Source organism: Roseomonas genomospecies 6 (genome assembly GCF_008365375.1).
Classification (GTDB): Bacteria; Pseudomonadota; Alphaproteobacteria; order Azospirillales; family Azospirillaceae; genus Azospirillum.
The window spans coordinates 1-21,221 of the sequence record NZ_QOKW01000012.1; the positions used below are offsets into that span (position 1 = coordinate 1).

26 protein-coding genes are annotated in these 21,221 nt (G+C 67.5%); 12 read left to right on the forward strand and 14 right to left on the reverse strand.

Features of this window, described 5'->3' with window-relative positions:
- The first annotated feature begins 173 nt into the window (after window positions 1-173).
- The 4 genes from DS843_RS15885 to DS843_RS15905 all read left to right on the forward strand — a co-directional run bounded on the left by DS843_RS15885 (window position 174) and on the right by DS843_RS15905 (window position 4,227).
- Complete coding sequence (locus DS843_RS15885; protein WP_149469873.1) at window positions 174-986, forward strand: hypothetical protein; 813 nt, start codon at window positions 174-176, stop codon at window positions 984-986.
- Between the two features lie 32 nt (window positions 987-1,018).
- Window positions 1,019-2,389 carry a type IV toxin-antitoxin system AbiEi family antitoxin domain-containing protein gene (locus DS843_RS15890; protein ID WP_149469874.1) on the forward strand — a complete coding sequence of 457 codons (1,371 nt, stop codon included), beginning with the start codon at window positions 1,019-1,021 and terminating at the stop codon, window positions 2,387-2,389.
- Complete coding sequence (locus DS843_RS15895) at window positions 2,386-2,955, forward strand: type IV toxin-antitoxin system AbiEi family antitoxin domain-containing protein (protein WP_149469875.1); 570 nt, start codon at window positions 2,386-2,388, stop codon at window positions 2,953-2,955. Before DS843_RS15890 ends, DS843_RS15895 begins: the two co-directional genes overlap by 4 nt.
- Before the next feature lie 720 nt (window positions 2,956-3,675).
- Entirely contained in the window at window positions 3,676-4,227 is a 552-nt protein-coding gene (locus tag DS843_RS15905) for a hypothetical protein (RefSeq protein ID WP_149469877.1), read from the forward strand.
- A 33-nt stretch (window positions 4,228-4,260) separates the two neighbouring features.
- On the opposite strand, the gene DS843_RS15910 is transcribed toward DS843_RS15905, so the two are convergent.
- The 5 genes from DS843_RS15910 to DS843_RS15930 all read right to left on the reverse strand — a co-directional run bounded on the left by DS843_RS15910 (window position 4,261) and on the right by DS843_RS15930 (window position 7,306).
- Window positions 4,261-4,752, reverse strand: coding sequence for a hypothetical protein (locus DS843_RS15910; protein ID WP_149469878.1), 492 nt, complete (start codon window positions 4,750-4,752; stop codon window positions 4,261-4,263).
- The gene (locus tag DS843_RS15915) at window positions 4,752-5,192 is read right to left on the reverse strand and encodes a hypothetical protein (protein ID WP_149164764.1); all 441 of its coding nucleotides are present in this window, start codon (window positions 5,190-5,192) and stop codon (window positions 4,752-4,754) included. The genes DS843_RS15910 and DS843_RS15915 overlap by 1 nt, the downstream gene beginning before the upstream one ends.
- On the reverse strand, window positions 5,192-5,653 hold the full coding sequence (locus DS843_RS15920) for a hypothetical protein (RefSeq protein WP_149164763.1): 462 nt from the start codon (window positions 5,651-5,653) through the stop codon (window positions 5,192-5,194). Before DS843_RS15920 ends, DS843_RS15915 begins: the two co-directional genes overlap by 1 nt.
- A 249-nt stretch (window positions 5,654-5,902) precedes the next feature.
- Window positions 5,903-7,024 carry a hypothetical protein gene (locus DS843_RS15925; RefSeq protein ID WP_149469879.1) on the reverse strand — a complete coding sequence of 374 codons (1,122 nt, stop codon included), beginning with the start codon at window positions 7,022-7,024 and terminating at the stop codon, window positions 5,903-5,905.
- A gap of 78 nt (window positions 7,025-7,102) precedes the next feature.
- Window positions 7,103-7,306 carry a hypothetical protein gene (locus DS843_RS15930; RefSeq protein WP_149164761.1) on the reverse strand — a complete coding sequence of 68 codons (204 nt, stop codon included), beginning with the start codon at window positions 7,304-7,306 and terminating at the stop codon, window positions 7,103-7,105.
- 376 nt (window positions 7,307-7,682) lie between these two features.
- Between DS843_RS15930 and DS843_RS15935 the strand changes: the two genes are divergently transcribed.
- The gene (locus tag DS843_RS15935) at window positions 7,683-8,039 is read left to right on the forward strand and encodes a hypothetical protein (protein WP_149164760.1); all 357 of its coding nucleotides are present in this window, start codon (window positions 7,683-7,685) and stop codon (window positions 8,037-8,039) included.
- Between the two features lie 27 nt (window positions 8,040-8,066).
- Here DS843_RS15935 and DS843_RS15940 read toward each other — a convergent pair whose 3' ends face one another.
- The gene (locus DS843_RS15940) at window positions 8,067-8,891 is read right to left on the reverse strand and encodes a GIY-YIG nuclease family protein (RefSeq protein ID WP_149469880.1); all 825 of its coding nucleotides are present in this window, start codon (window positions 8,889-8,891) and stop codon (window positions 8,067-8,069) included.
- A 203-nt stretch (window positions 8,892-9,094) separates the two neighbouring features.
- On the opposite strand from DS843_RS15940, the gene DS843_RS15945 reads away from it, so the two are divergent.
- Window positions 9,095-9,643 carry a protein NO VEIN domain-containing protein gene (locus DS843_RS15945; protein ID WP_149469881.1) on the forward strand — a complete coding sequence of 183 codons (549 nt, stop codon included), beginning with the start codon at window positions 9,095-9,097 and terminating at the stop codon, window positions 9,641-9,643.
- A gap of 15 nt (window positions 9,644-9,658) precedes the next feature.
- On the opposite strand, the gene DS843_RS15950 is transcribed toward DS843_RS15945, so the two are convergent.
- From DS843_RS15950 to DS843_RS15960, 3 genes are all read right to left on the reverse strand, one after another.
- Window positions 9,659-10,507 carry a toxin-antitoxin system HicB family antitoxin gene (locus DS843_RS15950; protein WP_167525329.1) on the reverse strand — a complete coding sequence of 283 codons (849 nt, stop codon included), beginning with the start codon at window positions 10,505-10,507 and terminating at the stop codon, window positions 9,659-9,661.
- Between the two features lie 61 nt (window positions 10,508-10,568).
- A complete protein-coding gene (locus DS843_RS15955) occupies window positions 10,569-11,210 on the reverse strand; it encodes a hypothetical protein (protein ID WP_149469883.1) in 642 nt (213 codons plus the stop codon).
- Window positions 11,211-11,749: 539 nt separating this feature from the next.
- A complete protein-coding gene (locus tag DS843_RS15960) occupies window positions 11,750-12,265 on the reverse strand; it encodes a hypothetical protein (protein ID WP_149164755.1) in 516 nt (171 codons plus the stop codon).
- 200 nt (window positions 12,266-12,465) lie between these two features.
- On the opposite strand from DS843_RS15960, the gene DS843_RS15965 reads away from it, so the two are divergent.
- Window positions 12,466-13,311, forward strand: coding sequence for a hypothetical protein (locus DS843_RS15965; protein ID WP_149469884.1), 846 nt, complete (start codon window positions 12,466-12,468; stop codon window positions 13,309-13,311).
- Window positions 13,312-13,436: 125 nt separating this feature from the next.
- On the opposite strand, the gene DS843_RS31575 is transcribed toward DS843_RS15965, so the two are convergent.
- From DS843_RS31575 to DS843_RS15985, 4 genes are all read right to left on the reverse strand, one after another.
- Complete coding sequence (locus tag DS843_RS31575) at window positions 13,437-14,225, reverse strand: helix-turn-helix domain-containing protein (RefSeq protein WP_208852253.1); 789 nt, start codon at window positions 14,223-14,225, stop codon at window positions 13,437-13,439.
- Between the two features lie 349 nt (window positions 14,226-14,574).
- On the reverse strand, window positions 14,575-14,805 hold the full coding sequence (locus tag DS843_RS15975; RefSeq protein ID WP_149469885.1) for a type II toxin-antitoxin system HicB family antitoxin: 231 nt from the start codon (window positions 14,803-14,805) through the stop codon (window positions 14,575-14,577).
- A 47-nt stretch (window positions 14,806-14,852) separates the two neighbouring features.
- A complete protein-coding gene (locus tag DS843_RS15980; RefSeq protein WP_149469886.1) occupies window positions 14,853-15,506 on the reverse strand; it encodes a hypothetical protein in 654 nt (217 codons plus the stop codon).
- Window positions 15,503-16,267 carry a recombinase family protein gene (locus DS843_RS15985; RefSeq protein ID WP_286192130.1) on the reverse strand — a complete coding sequence of 255 codons (765 nt, stop codon included), beginning with the start codon at window positions 16,265-16,267 and terminating at the stop codon, window positions 15,503-15,505. Before DS843_RS15985 ends, DS843_RS15980 begins: the two co-directional genes overlap by 4 nt.
- 292 nt (window positions 16,268-16,559) lie before the next feature.
- Between DS843_RS15985 and DS843_RS31580 the strand changes: the two genes are divergently transcribed.
- The 4 genes from DS843_RS31580 to DS843_RS16005 all read left to right on the forward strand — a co-directional run bounded on the left by DS843_RS31580 (window position 16,560) and on the right by DS843_RS16005 (window position 19,746).
- On the forward strand, window positions 16,560-17,414 hold the full coding sequence (locus tag DS843_RS31580; protein ID WP_208852254.1) for a helix-turn-helix domain-containing protein: 855 nt from the start codon (window positions 16,560-16,562) through the stop codon (window positions 17,412-17,414).
- Between the two features lie 341 nt (window positions 17,415-17,755).
- On the forward strand, window positions 17,756-18,052 hold the full coding sequence (locus tag DS843_RS15995) for a hypothetical protein (protein WP_247889868.1): 297 nt from the start codon (window positions 17,756-17,758) through the stop codon (window positions 18,050-18,052).
- An 8-nt stretch (window positions 18,053-18,060) separates the two neighbouring features.
- A complete protein-coding gene (locus DS843_RS16000) occupies window positions 18,061-19,032 on the forward strand; it encodes a metallophosphoesterase (RefSeq protein WP_149469889.1) in 972 nt (323 codons plus the stop codon).
- A 129-nt stretch (window positions 19,033-19,161) separates the two neighbouring features.
- Window positions 19,162-19,746, forward strand: a complete 585-nt coding sequence (locus tag DS843_RS16005) for a hypothetical protein (protein ID WP_149164748.1) — start codon at window positions 19,162-19,164, stop codon at window positions 19,744-19,746.
- A 44-nt stretch (window positions 19,747-19,790) separates the two neighbouring features.
- On the opposite strand, the gene DS843_RS16010 is transcribed toward DS843_RS16005, so the two are convergent.
- Window positions 19,791-20,612 (reverse strand): hypothetical protein, encoded by an 822-nt coding sequence (locus tag DS843_RS16010; protein ID WP_149469890.1) that lies wholly within the window; start codon window positions 20,610-20,612, stop codon window positions 19,791-19,793.
- Between DS843_RS16010 and DS843_RS16015 the strand changes: the two genes are divergently transcribed.
- Window positions 20,611-21,213: a hypothetical protein gene (locus DS843_RS16015; protein ID WP_149469891.1), complete on the forward strand. Its 603-nt coding sequence runs from the start codon at window positions 20,611-20,613 to the stop codon at window positions 21,211-21,213. The genes DS843_RS16010 and DS843_RS16015 overlap by 2 nt on opposite strands.
- The last annotated feature ends 8 nt before the right edge of the window (window positions 21,214-21,221 follow it).

Here is a 21,221-nt window from a genome sequence, read left to right on the forward strand (position 1 = left end):
TCTCCCGTCTCGGGAGAGGGTGCCTGCGAAGCAGGCTCTCGCGCTGGCTGGAAGCCAGCGCTGACGCGGCAGGCGGACCTTCGGTCCGCCGAGAGCGGGGGGGGGGCGGGGGGGGGGGGGGGGGGGGGGGGGGTTCCCCCCCCCCCTCCCGCCTCTCTGTGAACGAGAGCGCCATGGGAATCGCAACCATAGGGCACGTGAGGCGCGCCGAGCGGGCGCTGCTCCGAAGCAGCGAGGCCGAGCTCGATCGGCTCCTGGCGATGCCGATCGCGCAACGTCGGCAGGTGCCCGACGCCGTTCTTGCGTCGCTTGCCCGGTCGCACCGGCGCCGCTTTCTGGAAAGCCTGGCCGAGGGCGGCTTTACCGACGGCTACCGGGCGGCCGAGCGGCAGATCCGCCGTCGAAACGCCGAGGGGATCGGCAAGGCCGTCGTCTTCGGCGCGCAGAGCGCCGTTACCTGGGTCGATGCGCAAACCCGCGATGACCCGATCCTCCGGTCGGCCGTGGCGGGCGCGCGCTGGCTTGGCCCCCGGGTCGGTCGGGTTGCCCGGTGGGCGGCGCCGCACGCGGTCCGCCTTGCCATCTGGTCGGCGCCGCTGTGGGCGGTGCCATCCGTCGAGTGGCTGCTGATCAACAACCCCGCTCCGCGCGGGGGGGACGCGCTCCGGTGGGCCTGGCTGGCCAAAACCCTGGCGCCCGCGGTGGTGTGGTCGGGGCTGTCGTGGCTGGAGCGGGGCGGCCGGGCGACCGCGCGGCTGCCGATGACGCTGTGCCTCGGCTGGATGCTCATGCCGCTGTGGTCCGCGCTGCCCTACGAGGTCGGCGAACGCCTGCATCCGCTCTGGGCGTCCGATGGCGGCGTGGAAGGGGTCCTTCGCGAGCTCGACGGCTACCTTTTGACCGCGACGGCGATCACCGGGATCTGCATCGGCGCGACCGTGCGAGCGTGGACGCGCTCCGGGCACGGCGACAACGACATGCTGTGAAGGGGAATGAGATGTCAACGCAGGCAACGCGGATGGCGATGGCGTTGGCCCGGGCGGCGGCACGTCCGGTGCACTTGAGCGAATTCTTTGCGTTGGACACGCTGGCCGACGGCAGCGCGGTGGTGACGTCCAGCACGCTGGCCTACCTGGTGTCCATCGGCCGCATCGAGCGGGTGGCGCCGAAATGGTACCGGGCGGTTCCCGGAGCGAACTCGACCCCCGGGTCGTCCGACCATGCGCTCGACCTGATCGACGCGGCGGGCGGCACCCTGGGGGACGCCGAACTCGCGCGGGCGGGCATCAGGCCACCCGCCATCGAGTACCTCGAGCACCGTGGCCTACTCGAGCGCCGCCGAACCAAGCTGGTCCTCGCAGGCGAGTCCCTGGCGGCGCGCGAGAAGGTTCAGGCGGCGGTCGCGCGCATGGCCCTGGCGGCCAGCAAGATGGGCGGCGATGCGGACGCGGCGGCGAGCGAACCGGAGGGGGCCGAGCGGGTCAACTACGGCGTCAGGGCCTTGGACTTTGCGCGCTTGGCCGAGCGCCCGGTGCGCTTGAAGGAGTTCGTCAGCCGAGGCATACCGACCTCGGTGATCTACGCGCTGGCCGACAGCGGCCAGCTGCGGCGGGTCGGGCGCGGTGTCTACTCGTATCAGGCTGCTCAGCCGAAAGACGGCCCGCGCCAGCGCCGCCGTCGCGTCCTCCTGCGCCGCAAGGACTGCGCCACCACCAAAGCGCTCGACCTCGCCGAGGCGTCCGGTCGCCCGATCGACCTCGAGGCGTTCCGTGCGGTGGGGGTGTCGGTCGCGATCGTCTACTACCTGGCGCGCGAGGGGCGTCTGCGTCGGGTGTCCGCGGGCGTGTTCGAGGCGGTGTCCAAGGCGGAGCCCACCGTCGTCCAGCCTGTGTCGTCCAGCGACGAGGCTCTGACCCTCATCGCCGCCGCGGCTGCCCCGCTCATGACGTCGGAGCTTGCCGAGTTGGGCATCTCCGCCAACCGGGTGCGAGGCATGGTGCGCGCGGGCCGCTTGACGCGCCTGGACGACGGCCGCGTCCAGCTGACGGTACCGCCGATGCCCAAGCGCGCGAGCAGGGTCGGCAAGGTGCTGGCGATGGCGCACGCGGCCGCGCAGCGTGGCGAGCCGCTGCGGCTTGCCGACGTCGTGGCCGCAGGCATCACCGCGCAGACCATTCAGGATCTCGTCGACGACGGCCGCCTGGTGCGCACGGGGCGCGGACAGGTGGCTCTGCCGAAGCCCAAGGCGGCCGCCGTCGCCGCCCAGTCGGCGGGGCGTGACCTGCGCGGCGCGGTCCCCGCGAATGTCCGCGAGGCGGCACTGCGCCGTTCGTTGCGCGCCCGGATGCTGATGCCCGCCGGGCAGGATGAGGGGGAGGGCGCACCATGAGGACGGCGGTGGCGCTGGTCATCGCGCGGCGGGCGCAGCGGGCGCTCCGCCTGACCGAGTTCGAGGCCCTGGACGTGCCGCCGACGACCCTGCACTACCTGGTCCGCCGCGGTCGCGTGCAGCGTGGTGCGGATGGCCGCTACCAGTTCATCGAGGGCGCCCCACTGCCGCTGGAGACGGCGCTGTGGATGGCGGTGTGCGCGAACGGCGCGGCGGTCGGCGCGGAAAGGTTCACGCAGGCGGGTATCACCCGGTCCACGCTGTTGCATTTGACCCGCGAGGGCATGCTCGAGCGCGCCGGTGATGGGTACGCGGCGTCACCGCGCCTGCTTGAGTCCACCCGCGTCCCGCCCGTACCGGAGAGCGGTGCGCCTCCCGACCGACGGACGGCCGCCCTGGCACTGGCCGACGGCGCCCCCGGGCCGCTGCGCCTGCGCGACTTCATGCGGTCGGGCATTCCCGCGTCCACCGTGTACCGTCTCGTGTCCTCCGGGGCGTTGTGCCAAGTCGGCCGCGGTCGCTACGCACGGCCGCCCGGAGGCGGGCATCAGCATGCCGAGGCCTGACGCGGTACGCGCACCGACGTCGTACGCTCCGCGACGGCGACCGTCGTCGTGTTGGCCGAGGCGGCTGACGCACCGGTCCGCGACGCCTGTACGAAGCCGCCTCGGGGAAGCCGTCCCGCACGCCGACGGCTGCCCGCACCGAGGCGGATGTCCTGGCGCTGCTGCGGGGCGCCGGGCGGCCGCTCAGCGTCGGCCGATCTGGCGCGCCGTGGCGTTCCACGGCGGCGCCTCGGGAAGCTGGCGGCCGAGAGATTGCTGGAGGTGGACGCCGACGGTCGGTACACGGCGGCCAGATCATTGCCGCGGCCGCCCCGGGACCGTCTGCCGTCGCGGGCCGAGCGTCGCGCCAAGGCCGTGCCGGTCGTGCGAGCCGTCGGCGGTCCTGCGACCGGGCAGGACCTGGAGCGGGCAGGCTTCGGTCGCTCGATGATCCGTTGCCTGGAGCAAGCAGGGCTGATCGCGAGAGTCGGCTTCGGCAAGTACCTGCCAGCGGTGGTCGGAGAGGCCGAAACGCCCACCGACCGGGGACCGGCGCCATCGTGACCGCGGGACGGTACAAATCCTCATCGTCGCCACGTTACAAATCCTCATCGCTGCGGCAGCCCCGCCGAGAATCCTCACTAGGCGGGACTGCCGCGACCACGGCGCCTCCTCGCTCCATGCAGGTGTTGACAAGGACAACGCGCGCTTTAGCCTCCAGGGATTGCAGGCGGGGGCGGGATGGCCGAGGACGGGGACAAGCGCGGGCGTGGTCACGACAACATCGTCGGTCTCGACGCTGGCTTGGCGCGACTGGGCCGACGCCGGGCGCGCGCGGTCACGTTGCACCTCGACCCGGAGAGCGAGCGCATTCTCACCGCCCGCGCGCTGGGCGGCTCCGGCGACCTCTCCCAGGCCCTGGGCTCCCTTCTCCAGCGGTATGAGGCGATGGTGCAGGAAAGCCTGCCGCTGTTGAGCCTCCCGCAGTGGGATTTCGTGTTCTACGCGCTGCGGCCGCGGCCCGACCCGGACACCGGCGACCTGTCGGCGGCGTGGTCAGCTCCCGAAGCGCTCGACGAGATCCGGACGACTTCCTACCACGCCGACGGCTTCGGCGACCACGACGTGGCGATCGTCTATGGGATCCTCGACGGCCTGCGACAGACCGACATGCACGCCGTGCTCGACGCGGTCATGCGCTACCACGCGGCGGGTGAGGGCGCCCCTGGACGGCTGCGCGGCGTGGTTCCGCGCGACGCCGTACTTGGCTGGGATCGCACCGACGACCCGTGAGCAGCACCCGGTGACAGACTCGTCAATGTGCATTCAGGCGGCGGCAAGCGCCGTCGCAATGCGCCGCAGGCGCTCCAGGCCTCCATCCATCCAGGCGTCTTGACCTCGCCGATGCTCTTGCTTGAGCAGGTCGAGCGCGGCCACGGAGGCCCTCCGGGCGGGACCACGCAGCACCTTCCGGGCATCGACCAGCAGGGCGGGCACCGGACGCAGGATATCGGGCACGTCATAAATGTCAGAGGGGTCATCGATCGCCGCCGCCAGATTCATCAGCCGTACGACTTCGGCGAGCTCAGGGCGCGGTGCCAAGGGCGGCGTCACGCGAGGCAGCCCGCATAGCCGCGCCTCGCTCCAGGCGAGGCGGTCCAGCGCCAGCAGGACGGTCCTGGGAGCTTCGCCGCGGCGCGCATAGGTCTTCAAGGTGCGGTAGGTGACACCGAGCATGACGGCTACGGCGTCCAAGGGCAGGTCAAAGCCATCGAGCCATGCCTGAATGTCGGCGGGGTGAGTGGTCTGCACAGGCATCAGGGAGCCTCCCCATCCAGGAAGCGCCCAATGTCCACGCCAGCGCCGATGGCGATCCAGGCCAGCAGCGCCCACTGCACCAGCAGGACCATTTCCCAGCGCGGCAGCGCGCGGAGCTTGGCAACCAAATCCCCCGTTGCGGCATCCTCGTCGTCGGCCAGCAGATTCCCCAGCAGAGCCCCACGCCAGGCTTCCGGGGGCGTCTGGTGCATGGCGACGCCGTTCAATGCGTTGAGCACCCGCCGCCGCTCTTCGCGGTCCAAAAGCGGCTCGTAGGCCTCGGTAACGGCGCGGTGAGTGTTCATAGCCAGCGCCGCGGCGAGCGACCGGTTGCCACCGGTGACGGCGGTCATGCGGTCAATCCAGCCATCAACCTTGGCGTCGAGGTAGAGGGCGACGGTCTTGCCGCCGTCCACCGCCTTGGGACGTCCCCGGGCCATTACGTCACCCGCCGATGTTGGCCTCGGCCGAGGTGATCGGCCAGCTGCTCCATCAGGGTGTCGACCCAGCCGCCGAGACGGGCATCGACGTGAACCGACCAGGCGCACGCGGCGACTTCGCCGTCGTAGGCGGCAAGATCGGCGATCGGCGCGCCGTAGGTGTCTAGCCAAACCTCTTGGTCTTCGAGGTGGGGTTCGGTGGCGAGCTTGCGCTCAGGGTCGTAGGCGTCCGAAAGCAGCGTCACCCCGACGGCAGCGATCGGACCGTCGTCCATCGGGATTGCGCCGTCCTGGACCAGGCGCGCGATGACGCGCGGCGCAGGGTAGCCGTCCACCAGCTCGGCCACCCAGTTCACGCCCTGATTGGGCCCCAAAACGCAGGGACGGTCAAGAGCGGCCATCAGCAGGTCGCGGACCTGTTCACGGATGAGCGCCTCAAGGAGCGTCGCAGAGTTCGACATCGGTCATCTCCTTCGGATGTCGGTTGCGGGAAGCCCTCGAGGGGGACTGGAGCAGGTGCCGGTGACGGTGCGTGTTTTTCTTATAGAAATATTATAGAAATCCATGCCGCGAATATCAAGGGGTCACCCGAGGCGCCGCAGGACATCGGCGTAGCGGCGCTCGATGAGCGCGATGGTGGCGGTCATGGCCGGTCCTTCCGATGGTCTGCCACCACGCTCCCATCACCCCGGCTAGGAATTCCATGACGCTTACATCGACACGCGGCGCTGCTCGACGCGGCTGCTGAGGCGCGGCATGTCGGCGGCGTCCATCATCTGCGCGAACCGGACCGCCTCGTCGTGGTCCTCGAACCGGAGCATGGTGCGGATGTCGCGGCGCTCGAGCACGTTCAGCGGGCTGCCGAAGGAGACGCCCTCCAGACCTCGGCGGCTGCCACGCGGATCGGCCAGGTATCCCGACGGCAGCTTGAGCACCGCGGCGCATAGGTACTGCACGCCTGCGGCCGTCAGCAGCGTGCGGTCCGTCGCGGGCGTGACCGCCAGCCCAAGGCGCGCCGCCATCTCGCTCTTGGCCGCCCAGAGGATGTGGCCGTGCCGCATCGCGTGCTCGACCGCGTTGTGAGCAGAGCGCGAGCGATCGAAGCTGCGGTTGGCCTCCAGGACCTCCTGCCAGAGCAGGTCGACGAAGCGGGGCAGTGTCAGGTCCCGCCAGCCCGAGCTGGAGCAGGCGCTGATCAGGTCATCGACCTTGGCCGTCCATTCCTTCTCCGTCTGGAAGTTCCAGGTGTTGGGGCAGCGGTCGAGGATCATCACGATCAGCGTGCGTATGGCCCGGAGGTGCGCCAGCGGACGCTCATGCTCGGCGAAGATCCGCTCCATGGCGCCGTAGTCCCTGCTCCCCTTCAGCGCCCGGCGTTCGTCGTGATGGCACGCCAGGATCTCCCACAGGTCGACATCGGCGATGTCCAGCAGGCTGCGCGGCCGCGCGAATCCTCCGCCTTCGACCAGGAACCGGAACAGCCAGCCGCGGCCGTAGCCGACGTACTCGATGACGAAGGCGAGATCGCGCCACAAGACGCCATGCAGGGCCTCCAGGAAGCAGGCCCGGATCCGTTTCGCCGCCGCCTCCAGGTGGTGGTCGCTCGTCGGTCGGTCGCTTGGCGACCAGCCCCAGCTGACCGCCAGGGGCTTGCCGAGCGCCCGGGCGGGGAGGCGCTCGACCAAGCGGTCGACCTCCGCCTTGACCTTGGCGTCGGACAGGCGACGGCCGATGAAGTTCGCGCGCAGGTCCGCGTACGCCCCGACGGCTTGGCGGCGAACGGCCTCCCAAGAGGCCTCAATCTCGGGCTCGAGCCAGGACTTTGCGTTCATGTGTCCCCCTCCGGGTTGGGCACAAGACCAAGTGGCGCGCCGACCGCCGTGCCCGTCGGCGACCGCCAACCGAACCGCTTAGAACCAAGTCAAGACCTCGTCGAGGGGGCGCAGAATCCGGACCTGACGGCTGAACCCAATCTGGGCGATGGTCTCATCCCCGTCCTCGTCGGCGTCGGAGAGCGCCTGAAAAGCGCCCGGACGCACCGCGTGGCGCTTGCCGTCGACGTCCTTGAGAAGGATGAACCCAGCGACCCGCTGCCCGTCGGTCATGTCAGACATGCCAGCCTCCTGTTGCGAGTGTCGCACGAACATAACGCGAACTCGCAACGGCTGTCACCTGGGACGGAAGTCATATCGGGCGTGATCTGCACGCAGGCAGATGCAGGCACCAGGACTTCTGTCTGACCTTCAAGGACTTGGCGATCAGAGGCTCAAAGGTGGGAAGGCGCCTTCAACCTTCGTTGCTTCGGAACACGCCCCTCGGAGGAGAGGCGAAGCGCCAATGGCAGGGAGGTCACCGAGCGCAGCCTGAAGAGCGGGTCGTCGCCATTCCTGATGGGGGAGACCTTCGGGGCACCTGCTCACCGCGGTGCCGTCCGGCGGCGCTCCGGTCCTGGGCGACGGTTCGGTCAGCTGGGGCGGCAAGACCACCTCGGTGGCGCTGACCAACTGCTTGTCCTGGGCCAACAGCCTGGTCTGCATCGCCCCCTGCGAGATCGTCCGCTTCGTCGGCGCGCCGGGAGAAGTTCGAGCCCAAGGTCTATTGGCTGGACGGCAATCCCGAAGGCGACATCAACCCGGGCACCACCGTGTCCAGCCCCTGCTCGGCGTCCGGGTCGCCGCGGCGCTGAACCTGGCGCCGACCGCGGTCCCCCCTTGCGCCGTCGCCCCCGCCGTCCAGGCTGATGCGGAGCCCGAGCCGCCGCTGGTGCCGCCCGCGAACGAGAAGTTGGCCGCGGCGCGCCACTGGCTGCGCGCCATGCGCGAGCTGTCCCATTCGGTCAGCCTGTGAAACGGTGGGGCGGGGCGGCCGCGGTCCTCAGTTCCGGTTCAGCCCGAAGTCTCGGGTGAACAGCTTGCGCTTCCAGCGGGCCTCCATCGCGAGGATGTCGGCAATGGACGCTGAGGACGCGGCCACCTCGAGGATGCTCACATGGTAATCGGATGGCGGCACCTCACGCATCCCGATGTTCCCGCCATGCCCCGTGCTCACGTACGCTTCCCACCTCCCCCAAAATCCGCTCTCTCCGGACGCGGAGCCGACGTAGCGCTCGCCCGTGTTCGGGCACACAAGCAGGTAGACGCCGTTCACCGCGGCCAGCGCGCCCTTCCAGGCGGCCGGAAGCGCACGCAGGCCACTGAGCTGGGCGGTGAAGTCCATGAACCCGGGGAAGGGCGGCTCGTACCGGGCGCGGCTGATTTCCAGGATGAGCTTGTTCTGGTTGTCCGGGCGCTGCACCCAGGTCCGGGCGGCGGGGCCCCAGTCGATGACGACGCGGCCGTGCAGATCTTGAAGCATGGGGCTGCGGCGCAGGTCGTACTGGTGCTGCCCGGACACGTCTTCCCCGGTCAGGCGATCAGGGGTGCCCTGGGGGACCGTGCTGCACCCGTGATTCTCGTACATCCCGATGAAAACCGTTTCGCCCACCGGGGTCGCCACGAAGGCGGCGATCAGAGCCACGTCGGCGAAGACAGGGCGCTTCTGGACGCTCTGGTAGCTCTCCAGGCGGCCGTCGTCCAGTATCCAAGCATCGTACGGGCTGAGGGCCGTCTTGAATCGGGTGTCCTGGTGCCTGACCAGGCGGACGGTGGACAGGTCCAGGTCGCGGTTGCACTCCAGCAGCAATGCGTTGAACCCGGTCATGTGCCCTCCTTCTCCTTAGGGTCTGCCCCGACCAAGGAGTATGCCTGCGTCGGCGCGCCGTGTCGGCCATCGTGGAGCGTGCTCTCAACCGACGCGACCCTCCTGTCACCGAAGGCCGCGGCATGCGCGCCTTCAACTTTCCACTCTGCGCTGACCCGTCTACGTTGTTCTCGCACCGTGGCTTTCGGGGGCGAGGCGCCAGGATGAGTGACGAGCTGATCGCGGACAGCGGCACCAACGACAAGGTGTCGAACGAGCGGAAGAACCTGAATCGGCTGGCAGGCGAGTTCCTCGTCGCCTCGCGTCTGACGCAGCGTGGTTACATGGTCAGCCTGCAATGGGGGACGACCATCGGGTACGACATTCTGGCCTTCGACAAGAGCGGCAACGTCGCCTTCATCGAGGTGAAGTCCTCGGCCAGCTACAAACGCGCGTGGATTCTCCAGAGCAAGTACGCTACTCCGGAACGTGACGCCATCGACACGTCCAGGCGGTTCATCTGCTGCGTTGATTTGGTCACCGGGCAACGCGAGCCCGACGTGTACATTTTCCCATGCACCGTCGTTGCGCAGGGAATGCGCTACTTCTTTTCGGGGAAGTTCCCGAATTCCCCGTCCTACCATCTTTCACTGGACAAGCGTCCACAGGGCAGCGGCCGGAACGCGACCTGCCCAACAGTCGGGGAGCACATCGAGGCCCACCGATATCTTGAGCACTACGACGGACTGGGGCTGACCCCCATGCTCCGCTGAGCCCGTGCGCGTTCGTCAGGCCTTGCCGAGGGTCGCAGCGACAAGTCCAGCGACGAAGGGGGTCACGGCGACACCGGCGGCGGCCGCGCGATCGGCCAGCGCCTGCTTGCGGGCGGCGGCGATTGGAACCCGGATGACCGGTGCGGTCCGCGGAGCCACAGGAGCCTCGGCGGCCTCGACGTCGCCGTCGGCGACGATGTCGGCCAGCCAGCGGTTCAACGGCTTCCCCGCAGCTTTGGCGGCCTGCTTGGCCTGCTCGGCCAAGTCGGGATGCAAACGGACCCCCAGCGTGCCGTCGGCCTGCTCGAAGCACGTCACCTCGCCGTCATAGGGCAGGCTGGCACGCCAAGCCGCCAGCGTGTCCCAGGGCGTCAGCACCATGCGGTCGGAGACCGCCTCGAAGAAGCCGCCACGCGGCGCCCGGTACAGCCGCCGCATGCCCCACGAGCTCCGATGCTCTGCGACGGGCTCGGCCGTCTCGGTGTCGAGCATGCGGGTCCCGATCCGCATCCGCACCGGTGGCACCTCGCTCATGTTGCGCAGCAGGTTGGCTGCCCGGTAACGCCATTCCCGCGGCGCCAGGGTGACAGCGCGCAGGACGACGGCGCGGCCAGGCGCATCATCGGCTTCGGGTGGCATCGCCGCGGTCAGGAACAGGAAGGCTGAACGGGCTCTGAGCTTCTCGACGCCGTCCTTGGTGTCGATCGGGATGCCTTCCCCCTGGATCAAAGGCCCGTCCAGGATCCAGCCGCGCTCGGCCGCGTAGACGAAGGCGGCGGCGAGCATGACGGCGTTGTCCTGCGGGAGCGCCTTGCCCTTCCAGAGCTCCCAAGCGGCCCAAGGGTTGATGGTCGACTTCGGCATTGGCGGGTTCTGCATCAGGTGGAAGCGGGCTGACCGGCTCTCATCGGTCCGCTGGCGAAAATCACCCGGCGGCGCGGTGGGTGGCAACCTGGTGCGCCCGGATTTCGGCGATGGCGTCACGGACCTCCTCGACGGTCGTCACATGGAAGTCGTCGATTGCATCGCCCGCGATGCAGCGGCCTTTGGCATCCACAGCCCACACCGGAAAGCCAGCGATGTCGTCCGGGACCTGATGGCTGAACAGCATGTTGCCCAGATCGATGTGCTCATCCGTGTGCTCGACCTCGGCCTTTAGGTCCTTCAGCAGTCTGAGCAGACGTCCCGCGTCATGCCCGTCCCAACCCTTGATGGCGGCGACCCGGGTGCGGACGGCCAGATCTGTACCGTCGATGGTCAGGACCTTCTTACCGGTGCCGATGGCCGCTACGGCACCGTTCGGCAGGGATCCATCCCGGTTGGTGGCGACCTCGCGCAGGCCTTTGGGCAGCGCCTCACCGTCGCTCTCAGCCACGAACCAGACATCGTAGCAGGCAATCTGCCCCCACTCGGCGATACCGACACCAGCCCGCACGGATTCGGCAACAACCGCATCCTCCAGGCGTGTCTCGACGTCGGCGCCGAGCTCGATGGCGCCGATCAGCACCCCTTCCTGGCTGAAGGTGATGCGATGGGTTGGACGGTGGGCGTCGGTCAGACTGTGCATGGCGTGGGTCTCTGTTCGAAGAGCAGTGTTGCCTCCAATATGCACGTTGAAAACAACACACACAAGGGCGACTTGCGCGAAAGTGCGATCTTTTTCAATGCGTTACGGTTGTCAATTTGCCGAGCCTTGATGGGCGTTCCGGCTTGGCGGGGTGGTCGGCCGGGACACGGCACGCACCCCTCGGGCCTTCTGCTGCGCACAAGGGGGAGCGCCGCTGCGCGGACGTCACCGTCCGTTTTCCGGGAATGGCCTGCCCGCGGAGAAGACCCGCCACCCGAGGACCCGCCGCTATGGATGCCGTTGCCCAGCTGGAACGGATCGCGCTCGCCCCGTCATGAAACCCACCGCGCTGTTCAGCGGCAACATGGGGCCCCGGCGGCGGCGTTCACGCATGAGGGCGGCGTGGCGCTGCACGGTGTCGGCGATGGCGTTGAGCAGGTGCATGGTGGCCTACGGTGTGTTGGGGCCTGATCGGCGTTGGGCAGGTCGGCGAGCAAGCGGGTAATGGCACGCTCGGTTACGAAGGGATACCGTTCGGTTCAGTTCAGGATGTGCTCGGGACGCAGAATGCCGCGCAGCGGATCGGACGGGTCTTTATCCTCCTTGGCCCAGTACCGCTGGGCGACATCGGCGATCGCCAGCATCTGCTCCGCGGTCAGGCTCGACAGCCACGTCTTCACCTTGCCCATGTCGGTCGGGCTGACCGTCCCTTCGGCCGTGTACCAGATCGTCGTCCGCATCGCCTGCGGGTCTGGCGAGTAACAGATCGGCATCGTCTCGCCGTCCCAATCGTCGAAGTCGGGCATCTCGCCTTGGAGGGCGGTCAGCGCCAGCATCCATTGCCAGCGGGTCATGCTCGGAAGAGCCTCCTCGACCAGCACCTCGTAGCGCGCCAGCACATCGCGCAGGGCGTCCGAACGGCCGCTCCGGTTGCGAGCGTCGATACTCGCCAACGCTTCGGCGGTCAGGTTGAAGCTCACCACCCCTTGGTTGTCCTTTGGGAGTTTGCGAGGGCGACCACGGGGGCGCTTCGGCTTGTCTGGCGTGCTGCTCATGGCGTTCCTCCTGCAATAGATGGCCTGAATCCAAGATTGATCTGCCAGCGGTCAGTGGCAATGATTTTTTATTAAATAAATCGCTTGCGGTTGTATTCTCGCCGCCGTATATCTTGAGCGTATGCCACGGCCCGTGGTCATTCAGGCGACGCCGAGCAGGCGGGTTTCCGGTTCCAACCATCCAGCTAGGGAGAACCCCCATGCGCATCCTCGCCGCCTGCGACGCCGTCGACGTCATCATGAGCATTCTGGGGCAGCCGACTGACGTCTGTTGCGCGACCACTCAGACGCTGAAGAAGTTTCATCTGGAGATGGCTATGGCCATGAGCCTTGGCTGGGCAACCGCTGAGGACATGCACGTGGCTTTGCGGGATGACATCGAGATCGAGCGCCCGTTCAAAGGGAAGGCATTTGCCCATCACATCGCAGCGATCACCGGGGTCAAGCTGCCGGATTGGACTCTGCTGCAAGCCATCATCGTCGCGGCACCCGAGGTGCTTGTGGCCGAGACCGAGGACGAAGGGATCCTGGTCGCTGTGGCCCTGGAGGTCGACCGCCTTCGTGGCCGCAAGTGGGCGTACGACAACGGCGAGGTGCACGGCATCGCGCTCGACCTCGAGCATCTTGGCGGCCATGACTTCGACTGCACCGTTTCCGAATTCGCGGACTATAACCGTACCATCTGGATCGAGAACAATGCCGAGGAGGCGCTGGCTTTCCTGAACGGAGACTTGGCTGAGCTGAACCACGTGGTGGACAACTTCGACACGGATTGGATTGCCAACTACGTGTCGCCAGAGCAGCAGAATATCCAAGGCGACCCGAGCTACGACAGCGGCGTCTATTACAACGGTGTCGGCGTCGAGGTTTGGCCGCGGGCCGTCCGCTACACCATCATCGACCGCAACAACAACGTGATCCGCAAGGTCATTAATATCGACACCGCCACATACCGGAAGCTGAGTACAGCCATGCGCGTGCATGCGTACGGAGACGCTCAGCGCGTGGTCGAAGCCAAGCGCATCGTCCCGCTTGAGATCCATTGAGCGCAGGGCGCAGGCAGCCGAGATTCGTCACGGCGTCAGCCCGAGGCTCGTAGAGCGGGTGCGTCAGATCCCCGCTGCCGATGGCCATTCGATAGCGGAATGGCTGTGGCGGTTGATGGGCATGGTCAGGCCGCCGAGCTCATGGCTTTCCGGGCCGCCGCCTCGGTGCAGACGGTCCGGATGCGTTCGGCGACGTCATCCTCTACACGGCGCTCACCCGCTTCCAGGTAGGCGATCTGGCGCAGACTGAGACCGACTTTGGCGGCGAGCTTGCCCTGCGTCAGGCCAGCAGCCGCGCGCAGACGGCGCACTTCGGCGGCGTCCATGGCCCCGTGAGCTTCGCGGTACGCAGCCCGGTACAGTGCCCTGGCGACACCCTTCGACCAGGTAGTCGGCTGGCCACCGTCCATCAGCAGGATGGCCGCACGCATCGCGTAGGCCGCGTGCTCCTTGCCATCGGGCAGCGACGCGGCGATGGCGTCCTCTTCGGTGAGGCTGTCGAGTTCGTAGCCCGCTTGGCGCAGCTGATCCAGCACCCGGTCCGCTTCGAGTTCCGCCTCTTCAGGCCTGCCGCCGTACGACAGCCAGTCGCGCAGACCGCTGGCCACGGCGAGCGCGGCGTCGCGCTCGAGCCGCGGCACCTCCGAGCGCTTGATTTCGACCGCCGCGGGCAATGCGAACGGCAGGTCCCCAGGGAACTTCTCCAGCTCGATGACGGTCCGGGCAATGGAGCGCTGCGCCTCGGACGCACGGCGCCACACGTCGAGCTCGGCCGCGTAGACCTTTCTGTCGATGGCCGCCTTGTCGGCCGACCGGCTCGCCGCAGCGCCGCGCCGCGGCAGCCTCCGGTAGGCCTCAACCAGCTTCGTGGCCGACTGGACTTCCGAACGGGTCGGGCAGCGCGACGTGTCCATGTTCCCCTCCATCAAGCTCGCCAAGCCATTATGCACAACAGCAGTTCATTGGCAATGCTACCCTATGTTTATATGCCGTTCGATGCACATTATTTGTTCACATCATCCAGCAGTTCAATTCCCACTGATTGTGCGAGTTCACTTTTGTGCAGATGGTCGATGCGGTGCAGGCACGGAATGGTGCCGCTAGCGGCGCCTGCCGCTCGCGGCTGGCGGCTATGAACTGAGTTTGTGCATATTCGCCAACCAGGGTGTCGCGCTCCTGCCCGCGCCGCCCTTCCGGGGTGTGAGGGTACGCGCGCGAGCGCGCGTTCTATTTATTTATGGGTTCGTCGTTGAACGCCCGCGCTTACACGGTGGGGCGCTGACCGCTGTCTCGTATCGAGGAAGGGGCCGGGACGGCCTCGCCGTTCGCGCGCATGTCCTCGACCGTCTCTGCGACGAGCAAGCGAATGCCACGCAGCGCCTCGATCTCGTCCTCGCCGAGCCAAGAGAGGCTGGGGAACTCCAAGCAGGTGGCGACGTGCTCGTTGGCCTCGGAGGACCAAGCGACACTGTAAGTGTAGCGATCAACTGGCATCCAAGCACCCTTCAATACCTAGCGCCAACAGAGCCATATTTATTGCCTCAGAGCGCGTCCGCCCAGACGAGGACGCGGGCGACGTCTTCGGGCCACCACGCGCGGCCGCTGCCGTTCGGGATGAGGCGGGCGTTGAGCGCGGCGGCGATCTCTTCGGGTGTCGCCAGCCCCGTGGCGCGCAGCTCAGTGAGGATCGGCTTCAACCCCTCGACCCAGCCCCTCCGGTTCCAAGGCACGCTCACCGTTTTGACCCCGTCGGCTTCGGCGATCCAATCGAGGAGACGGCGAACGTCCGCCCCAGACCAGGTGCCGCCACGCTCGCTCGGGATGCTCCGCACGTTGAACTCGGCGGCCAGCGCGGCTGGCCCGTCGATGCCGTCGGCGCGCATCTGAGCAACAATGGGCTTGAGCTCGCGCACGCGCTCGAGCGTGTTCCGGCGGCGCGTGTCAGCGGCCTTGAGGCGGCTGTGATGGCGTTTGGCGGCGGCTTCCTCGGCGGCGTCGACGAGGTCGACGCCCGGATTGGCAAGGTCGCCGAACTCCCGGAACTTCATGGCCTGGGCGGTCTTCGGCCCCCTGCCCTTCCCGCTCGCGGCAACGGCGGCCGGGCGCTTCGAAGCCGTCACGACGGGCTCGCCCTCGCCACGTTGCAACGGATGGCCGCTGACAGTCACCACCATATGCTTCCGGGGCTCGTTCATGCGGCGGCCCTTTCCTTGGCCCGGGTTTCGGCAGCCATGGCGATGAGCAGCCGCCGCACGCTGCCTTGGTGCCAGCGCTTGCCGCGCGGAGTCGGGATATCGCGGCTGTTGAGCTCGTCAGCCAGCGCCTTTTGCGTGGTGATGCCCTTGTCGGTGCGCAGGTGCTCGATGAGGTCCCGCAGGTCGGCCACCTGCGCGGCGAACCGCTCGCGACGCGCCTCGGCCGACCGCTTGACGGCGGTCGCCCTGCCCTTATTGCCCGCGACGATCGCCGCCTCAGCACCGCGCACGGCCGTGTTGGCGAACCCCAGCCGCTTGCCGCGCTCCTTCAGGGCGCCGAGCGCCGCCTTCGTCCGCTGCGAGATGATGTCGCGCTCGTGCTCGGCCAGCGCCGCCATGATGTGAATGACCATCTTGTTGGCAGCGGGCACGTCGCAGGCGAAGAACTCGGCACCGGAGTCCATCAGGGCCGAGATGAACGCCACGTTGCGGCTCAGGCGATCGAGCTTCGCGATGACCAGCGTCGCGCGGTGGATGCGGCAGGCCCGCAGCGCGGCCGCGAGCTGCGGGCGGTCGGCCCTCTTACCCGATTCCACCTCGGTGTAGCTGTCGACCAGCCTGCCGCCGACGGACGCGACGTAGCGCTCGGCGGTCGCCTGCTGCGCCTCGAGACCGAGCCCGGACTTTCCCTGTTTGTCCGTCGAGACGCGGTAATACGCCACGAACTTCGGAGCCTTGCCCGTTTCGGTAGCGAACGTCACTCGATGCACTCCCATAAGGCGACTTGTCAACAAAAACGCTTGAGAGCCTACGGACGTAGGCGCTGGTGCGTTTTATGGATGGTTTGCCCAGACGCTGACAAGCGTCAACGGGGCAGGGGGCTCCACCGGCATTTTCCGAGACATGTGTGTCGTTCAACACACATGCGCATTGAAGGTCTTGTGCGCTGTTCCCTGCACATTGCATCTTGGCGGCTCGTGCCTTATCGTGCTCACATGCAGTTGAGGCGTTTTATGCGCCATAGTAAGTCTATGTGGGCAGGGAGCATGTGCGGTGCTGACGAATGTGATGGCGGATGATATCGTGCAAGCGAAGGGACTTGTGCAGGCGTACGCCCGCGTCCCAGTGCGTGGCGCTGTGACACATCCCGCTCCGCCGCCATCGGTCGCCCGCGCCATCGAAGCCTGCCGCGAACTGTGGAACGGGGCAACGCCGCTGGTCCAGGCGCTCGCGATCGCACTCATCGAGGCCGACCCCGACTCCCTGGGCGCCGCCGCGCTGAACGGGGCGCCGCTGCCGCGTGGCCACGCCGACCGCGACGACGTGGTGAGCATCCTCGCGTCGGAGATCACATGGCACGCGCTGACCGATGACCTTGACCAGGACTTCGCGCTGCTCGCAGGCGAGGACGCGGAACGGGCTCGCATGGAATCCCTGGCGACGGAGGTCGGCGCGGCCGCCGACGGTGTGCTGGACAAGCTGACTAAGTTGGGCTTCGACACGAGCGGGATCGGCGTCGAGGACGTGGTCGCGACGGTCGTTTTTGTCGACGACCAGGACGCCGCGCACGCGGCTCGTCACGTCGTCGCCGCGCTGTACGAGGGCAGGCGGACGCCTCTGGCGCTCGGACTGGCTCAGGCGGTGGCGGGCTGGACGCAGCGCGGCGTCTGGGGAGCGCTGGCGCCGGACGAGTTGCGCGGCCTGCGCAAAAAGGCTGGCCTGACGCAAGCGCAGCTGGCCGCAGCGGTGGGGAAGGGGTTGCGGACGGTCGTCAGCTGGGAGCAGGGCAGGGGACGCATCGACCCGGTGACGGCTGCCCGGATCCGCGCGGCGTGCGCCACGCACACGGTGGCGGCCATAGCCGCAGCCGAGGCGGTCCAGGACAGCTACTGCGATACGTCGAGTTGACGCCGCCGACGTCTGTGACCCAGACACCCTTGCGCAGGGCAGGGTCCTCCACCGGTTGATCGCTGGGGGCGCATGTGGTGAAAGGGCTGGCGAGTGGCCGCTGCACGTCGACCAGCTGAATAAGTCCAACCGGGCTAGTTCTCTAAGCATACTCCTCAAAATCAAAATAATGTGGTGGTCGGATTCCGCGATCGGCATACTGCGGAACCATGCCAATCCGCCGTGAATCTCGGTATCACTACCCCATCGACTGGCCACTCATCAGCCAGCAAGTTCGCTTTGGGCGGGCGCGAGGACGGTGTGAAGGCTGCGGGCGGCCGCACGGCCGTGAGGTGAGGTGCTTGCCCGATGGCCGCTGGTACGACACCGACGGCGGAACCTGGCGAGACCACCGCGGCCAGCCCGCGGCATGGCCTGACATCGTGGAGGCGTGCGCGGTCAAGAGGTCGCGGGTGATCCTGGCGGCATGCCACCTCAACCACGACCCCACCGACAATCATCCAAACAACTTGAAAGCGCTGTGCCAGCGCTGCCATTTGTTCCATGACCGCGAGTATCACCGTAAGCAGTATTGGATAACGATCATGCTGCGGCGCGCGGTCGGAGACCTTTTTTTGGGTGCCTATCGGCGTTGGTAGAGGGCGACATGGCGCGCATCGCCGTCATGAGCGACACACACATGGAACACGAAACATTTCGATGGGCCCACTGCACGGCCTGTGGCTCCACGCTGTCCAGCCGCCATGCCCGAGAAGGCGCCCGGTGCCACTGCGGCCGGTCGGCGATCAAGGTCCAGGGGACGATGCGCCGCCTCGTCGGACCCGCGGAATGGCTGCCGCCACCCACCCCAGGCTGGGGCTTCGAGGTGGGACGCGCCGGTGTGGATTTGGTCGTGTTGGCGGGCGACATCCACCGGGGCGCCGAGGGGATCGCCTGGGCCGCCCAGGAATTTGAAGGCATCCCCACGGTGTACGTCGCGGGGAATCACGAGTTCTATGGCGGCGAACTCCACAGCGGTCTCGAGGATCTGCGCGCGGCCGCCGCGAAGACCAGCAACGTTGCCTTCCTTGAACGCTCGGCAAGGACGTTCCAGTTGGACGGCCGACCCGTCCGGGTGCTGGGCGCGACGTTGTGGACCGACTACGAACTCAACGCGCCCCCCGACTTCAACGCCGTGCAGCGCTTGCGCGCGGTGGATGAGGCGATGATGACGGCGGAGGAAAAGCTCAACGACCACCGCCTGATTGAGATTCGCGAATCCTTGGTGAGAAGGCCCTTCCGCGGGCGCGATGCGCTGGCGTTGCACCAGACGACGGTCGACTGGCTCGATGACGAGCTGCGGCGCTCCGGGTCCGATGACGCCGTGATCATCGCCACGCACCACGCCCCCGCGCGCGGTTCGGACCTGCCGCCCCACCAAGCCAGCGGCCTGTCGCCAGCGTTCGTGAGTGACCTGGAGGATCTGGTCCGCGAACACGAGCCAGTGTTGTGGGTGCATGGGCATACTCATACCAGCTGCGACTACATGGTCGGTGCAACGCGGGTCCTCAGCAACCAGCGCGGCTATCCCGACGAGCCCGCGGCCGCGCTCTTCAGGCCGCTCGTGGTGGACATCTGAGCACGCGCACAGCGTCGACATCCGGCGGCGCATCAGCCGATCGTCCATAGGCTGGACATTGCGCTTTATCCCTGTAAGGTTCGGCATCGGCGCGACCAGCGACGCCTTCCAATCCTTCTGCGGCCCATCATGACCATCAACGACGACATCGACCTGCCCGAACGCTTTGAGAAGGTGCTCGGACCGAAGTGGCGCGAGAAGCTCGCGTATGCTCTGGAAACAGAGGTTTCAGGAGACGCCGTCTGCCTGGTTGCCGTGTTGGAATTCCTTGAGGACACCCGTGCCAGCGATTGGCCCAGCCGCTGGCAGGCCATGCGCCTCGCGTTCGGCGACAAGACCTTCGACCCAAAGTACGACATGCCGTACTTCCAGGACCGTTATGAAGCCCCCGGTGTCAACGGCACCGAGGTCATCAACGTCGCGACGGGCGTCCCGAACTGGCTTCTGAATGACATCGCTGAACGGCGGACGACCTTTGACGAGGCGGTGTCATGGTGGCAACAGTGGGGTCGCCGTTTCCACATTGCCTGGTGCGAGATGGTCGAGCTCACGGTGCTTGGCCATGATCTCCCCGACCCCGGTCCGCTGGAACATACGACGACAGCCGACGCGGTGCAAAAAGCCGTGTTGTTGATGGAGGCGACAGCCACGGAGCACCGCACGAAAGGATGGCGCTCTTCAGCAGACAAGGCGTCCGACGGCGGCGAGGCCTGACCTCGCCGCCTGACCTTAACGCCGTCGCCAACGGGCCCGGAGCGTCAGGCGAACTCCAGTAGCGCTTCGTGCACCAGCCACTCATCGGCCAGTTCGAACGGGTCAATGTCGGCACTGCTGGTGTCGATCAGCGCCGACATGTACGCGAAGACGTGGTTGATGCGCGCGCGGAAGACCGCATCCAACTCGCCGAACACGCCGCCCGGTTCGCCGATGTGGGTCTCGTGCACCACGGCGGCCAGCCTGCACAGGTATGCCGCGGAGTCCGGGTCGAGCGAGCGGTGCGCGCGGGCCAGAACCAGCAGCGCCTCGCTTACGCTGCGCGAATCTCCGTAATCTTGCGTCGAATCGTCGCCGTACTGGTCGAGACAGTAGAGATGCGTGCCTTGGCAGAAGGCGACCCTGAGCAGGTCGGACATCATCACCGCGACCGTTTCCCGCGGCGTCAGACCGCGCGCGCGCTGAAACCGCTTGCTGCGCGTCACGCCCGCGAGCTTGACGCGGGCGCTCGCCAGCAGGGCGTTGATCCGGTCCAGGCGAAGGTCCGCCTCGGAAGGCTCCGGAATGGGCGTGGCGCCGAGAACGCCCTGGATGGCCGCGGACAGAGGCCGCAGGTGCGGCGTCACTTCTCCGGGCGGGCACCACCAGCCATCCACGATCAGGCGCTCGCAGAAGTTTCCATCGTCGGCACCATCCACCACGACGCCTTCAGCGGCCCGAAGGTCAAGCTGGTCACGCGATAGGCAGAGCAGCCCGACGGCCACCGCGCGCGCCAGATCGGCATGCGCGACGCTCCGGAACGGCGCGGTCGCGGCAAGCCGCGCCTCGACGGCGGTGAGCAGCTCGGTGGACAGGGAGATGGCCATGGTCACGCTCGCAGGAATGGACCCGGATCGCGTAACACGACAGCCCATACGTGGAAAAGGGTTTCCCAAACCGGCTTTCCAGGTTCCCGTCCCCCTTCGTTGTCCGCGCCAGGGTTTCCTGAGGTCTGCACCAGCGACCGGGCAGGAGCATCAGAGGAGCGCGAGCAAGTGGAACCCGACCGTCATCACCACGCGAGGTGCCGGGCGCATCGATTCCACGTCCGTCGCCGCATGCGAAGCCGACGGCGGCCTGCACTTCGCCGTCGCGCTGTCGCGCCTGACCCATTGGCCGATCCAAGCCGTCGAGGCGGCCGACCAGCGCGGGCGACCGCTGCACTTCTGCTGCGAGGACGACACGTCCGACTGGGTCTTCGATGCGGCGGGAATTTTCTTGATCGACGGGTATCAGGCCCATCTCGGGGCCGTCCTGCCCAAGCGGTATCCCGGGCTGGCACCGCGCGGGGAAGCGGGCATGTGGGTCACCTTCTACAGCGAGGAGGAGCTGCGCGGCGACGAGACCCCGCTCCCCGCCGCGTTCGATGAGGGCAAGGTGGAAAGCTGCATGAACGTCATCCACGCCCACCGGGGGATGGCGGGGTAGAGCGAGCG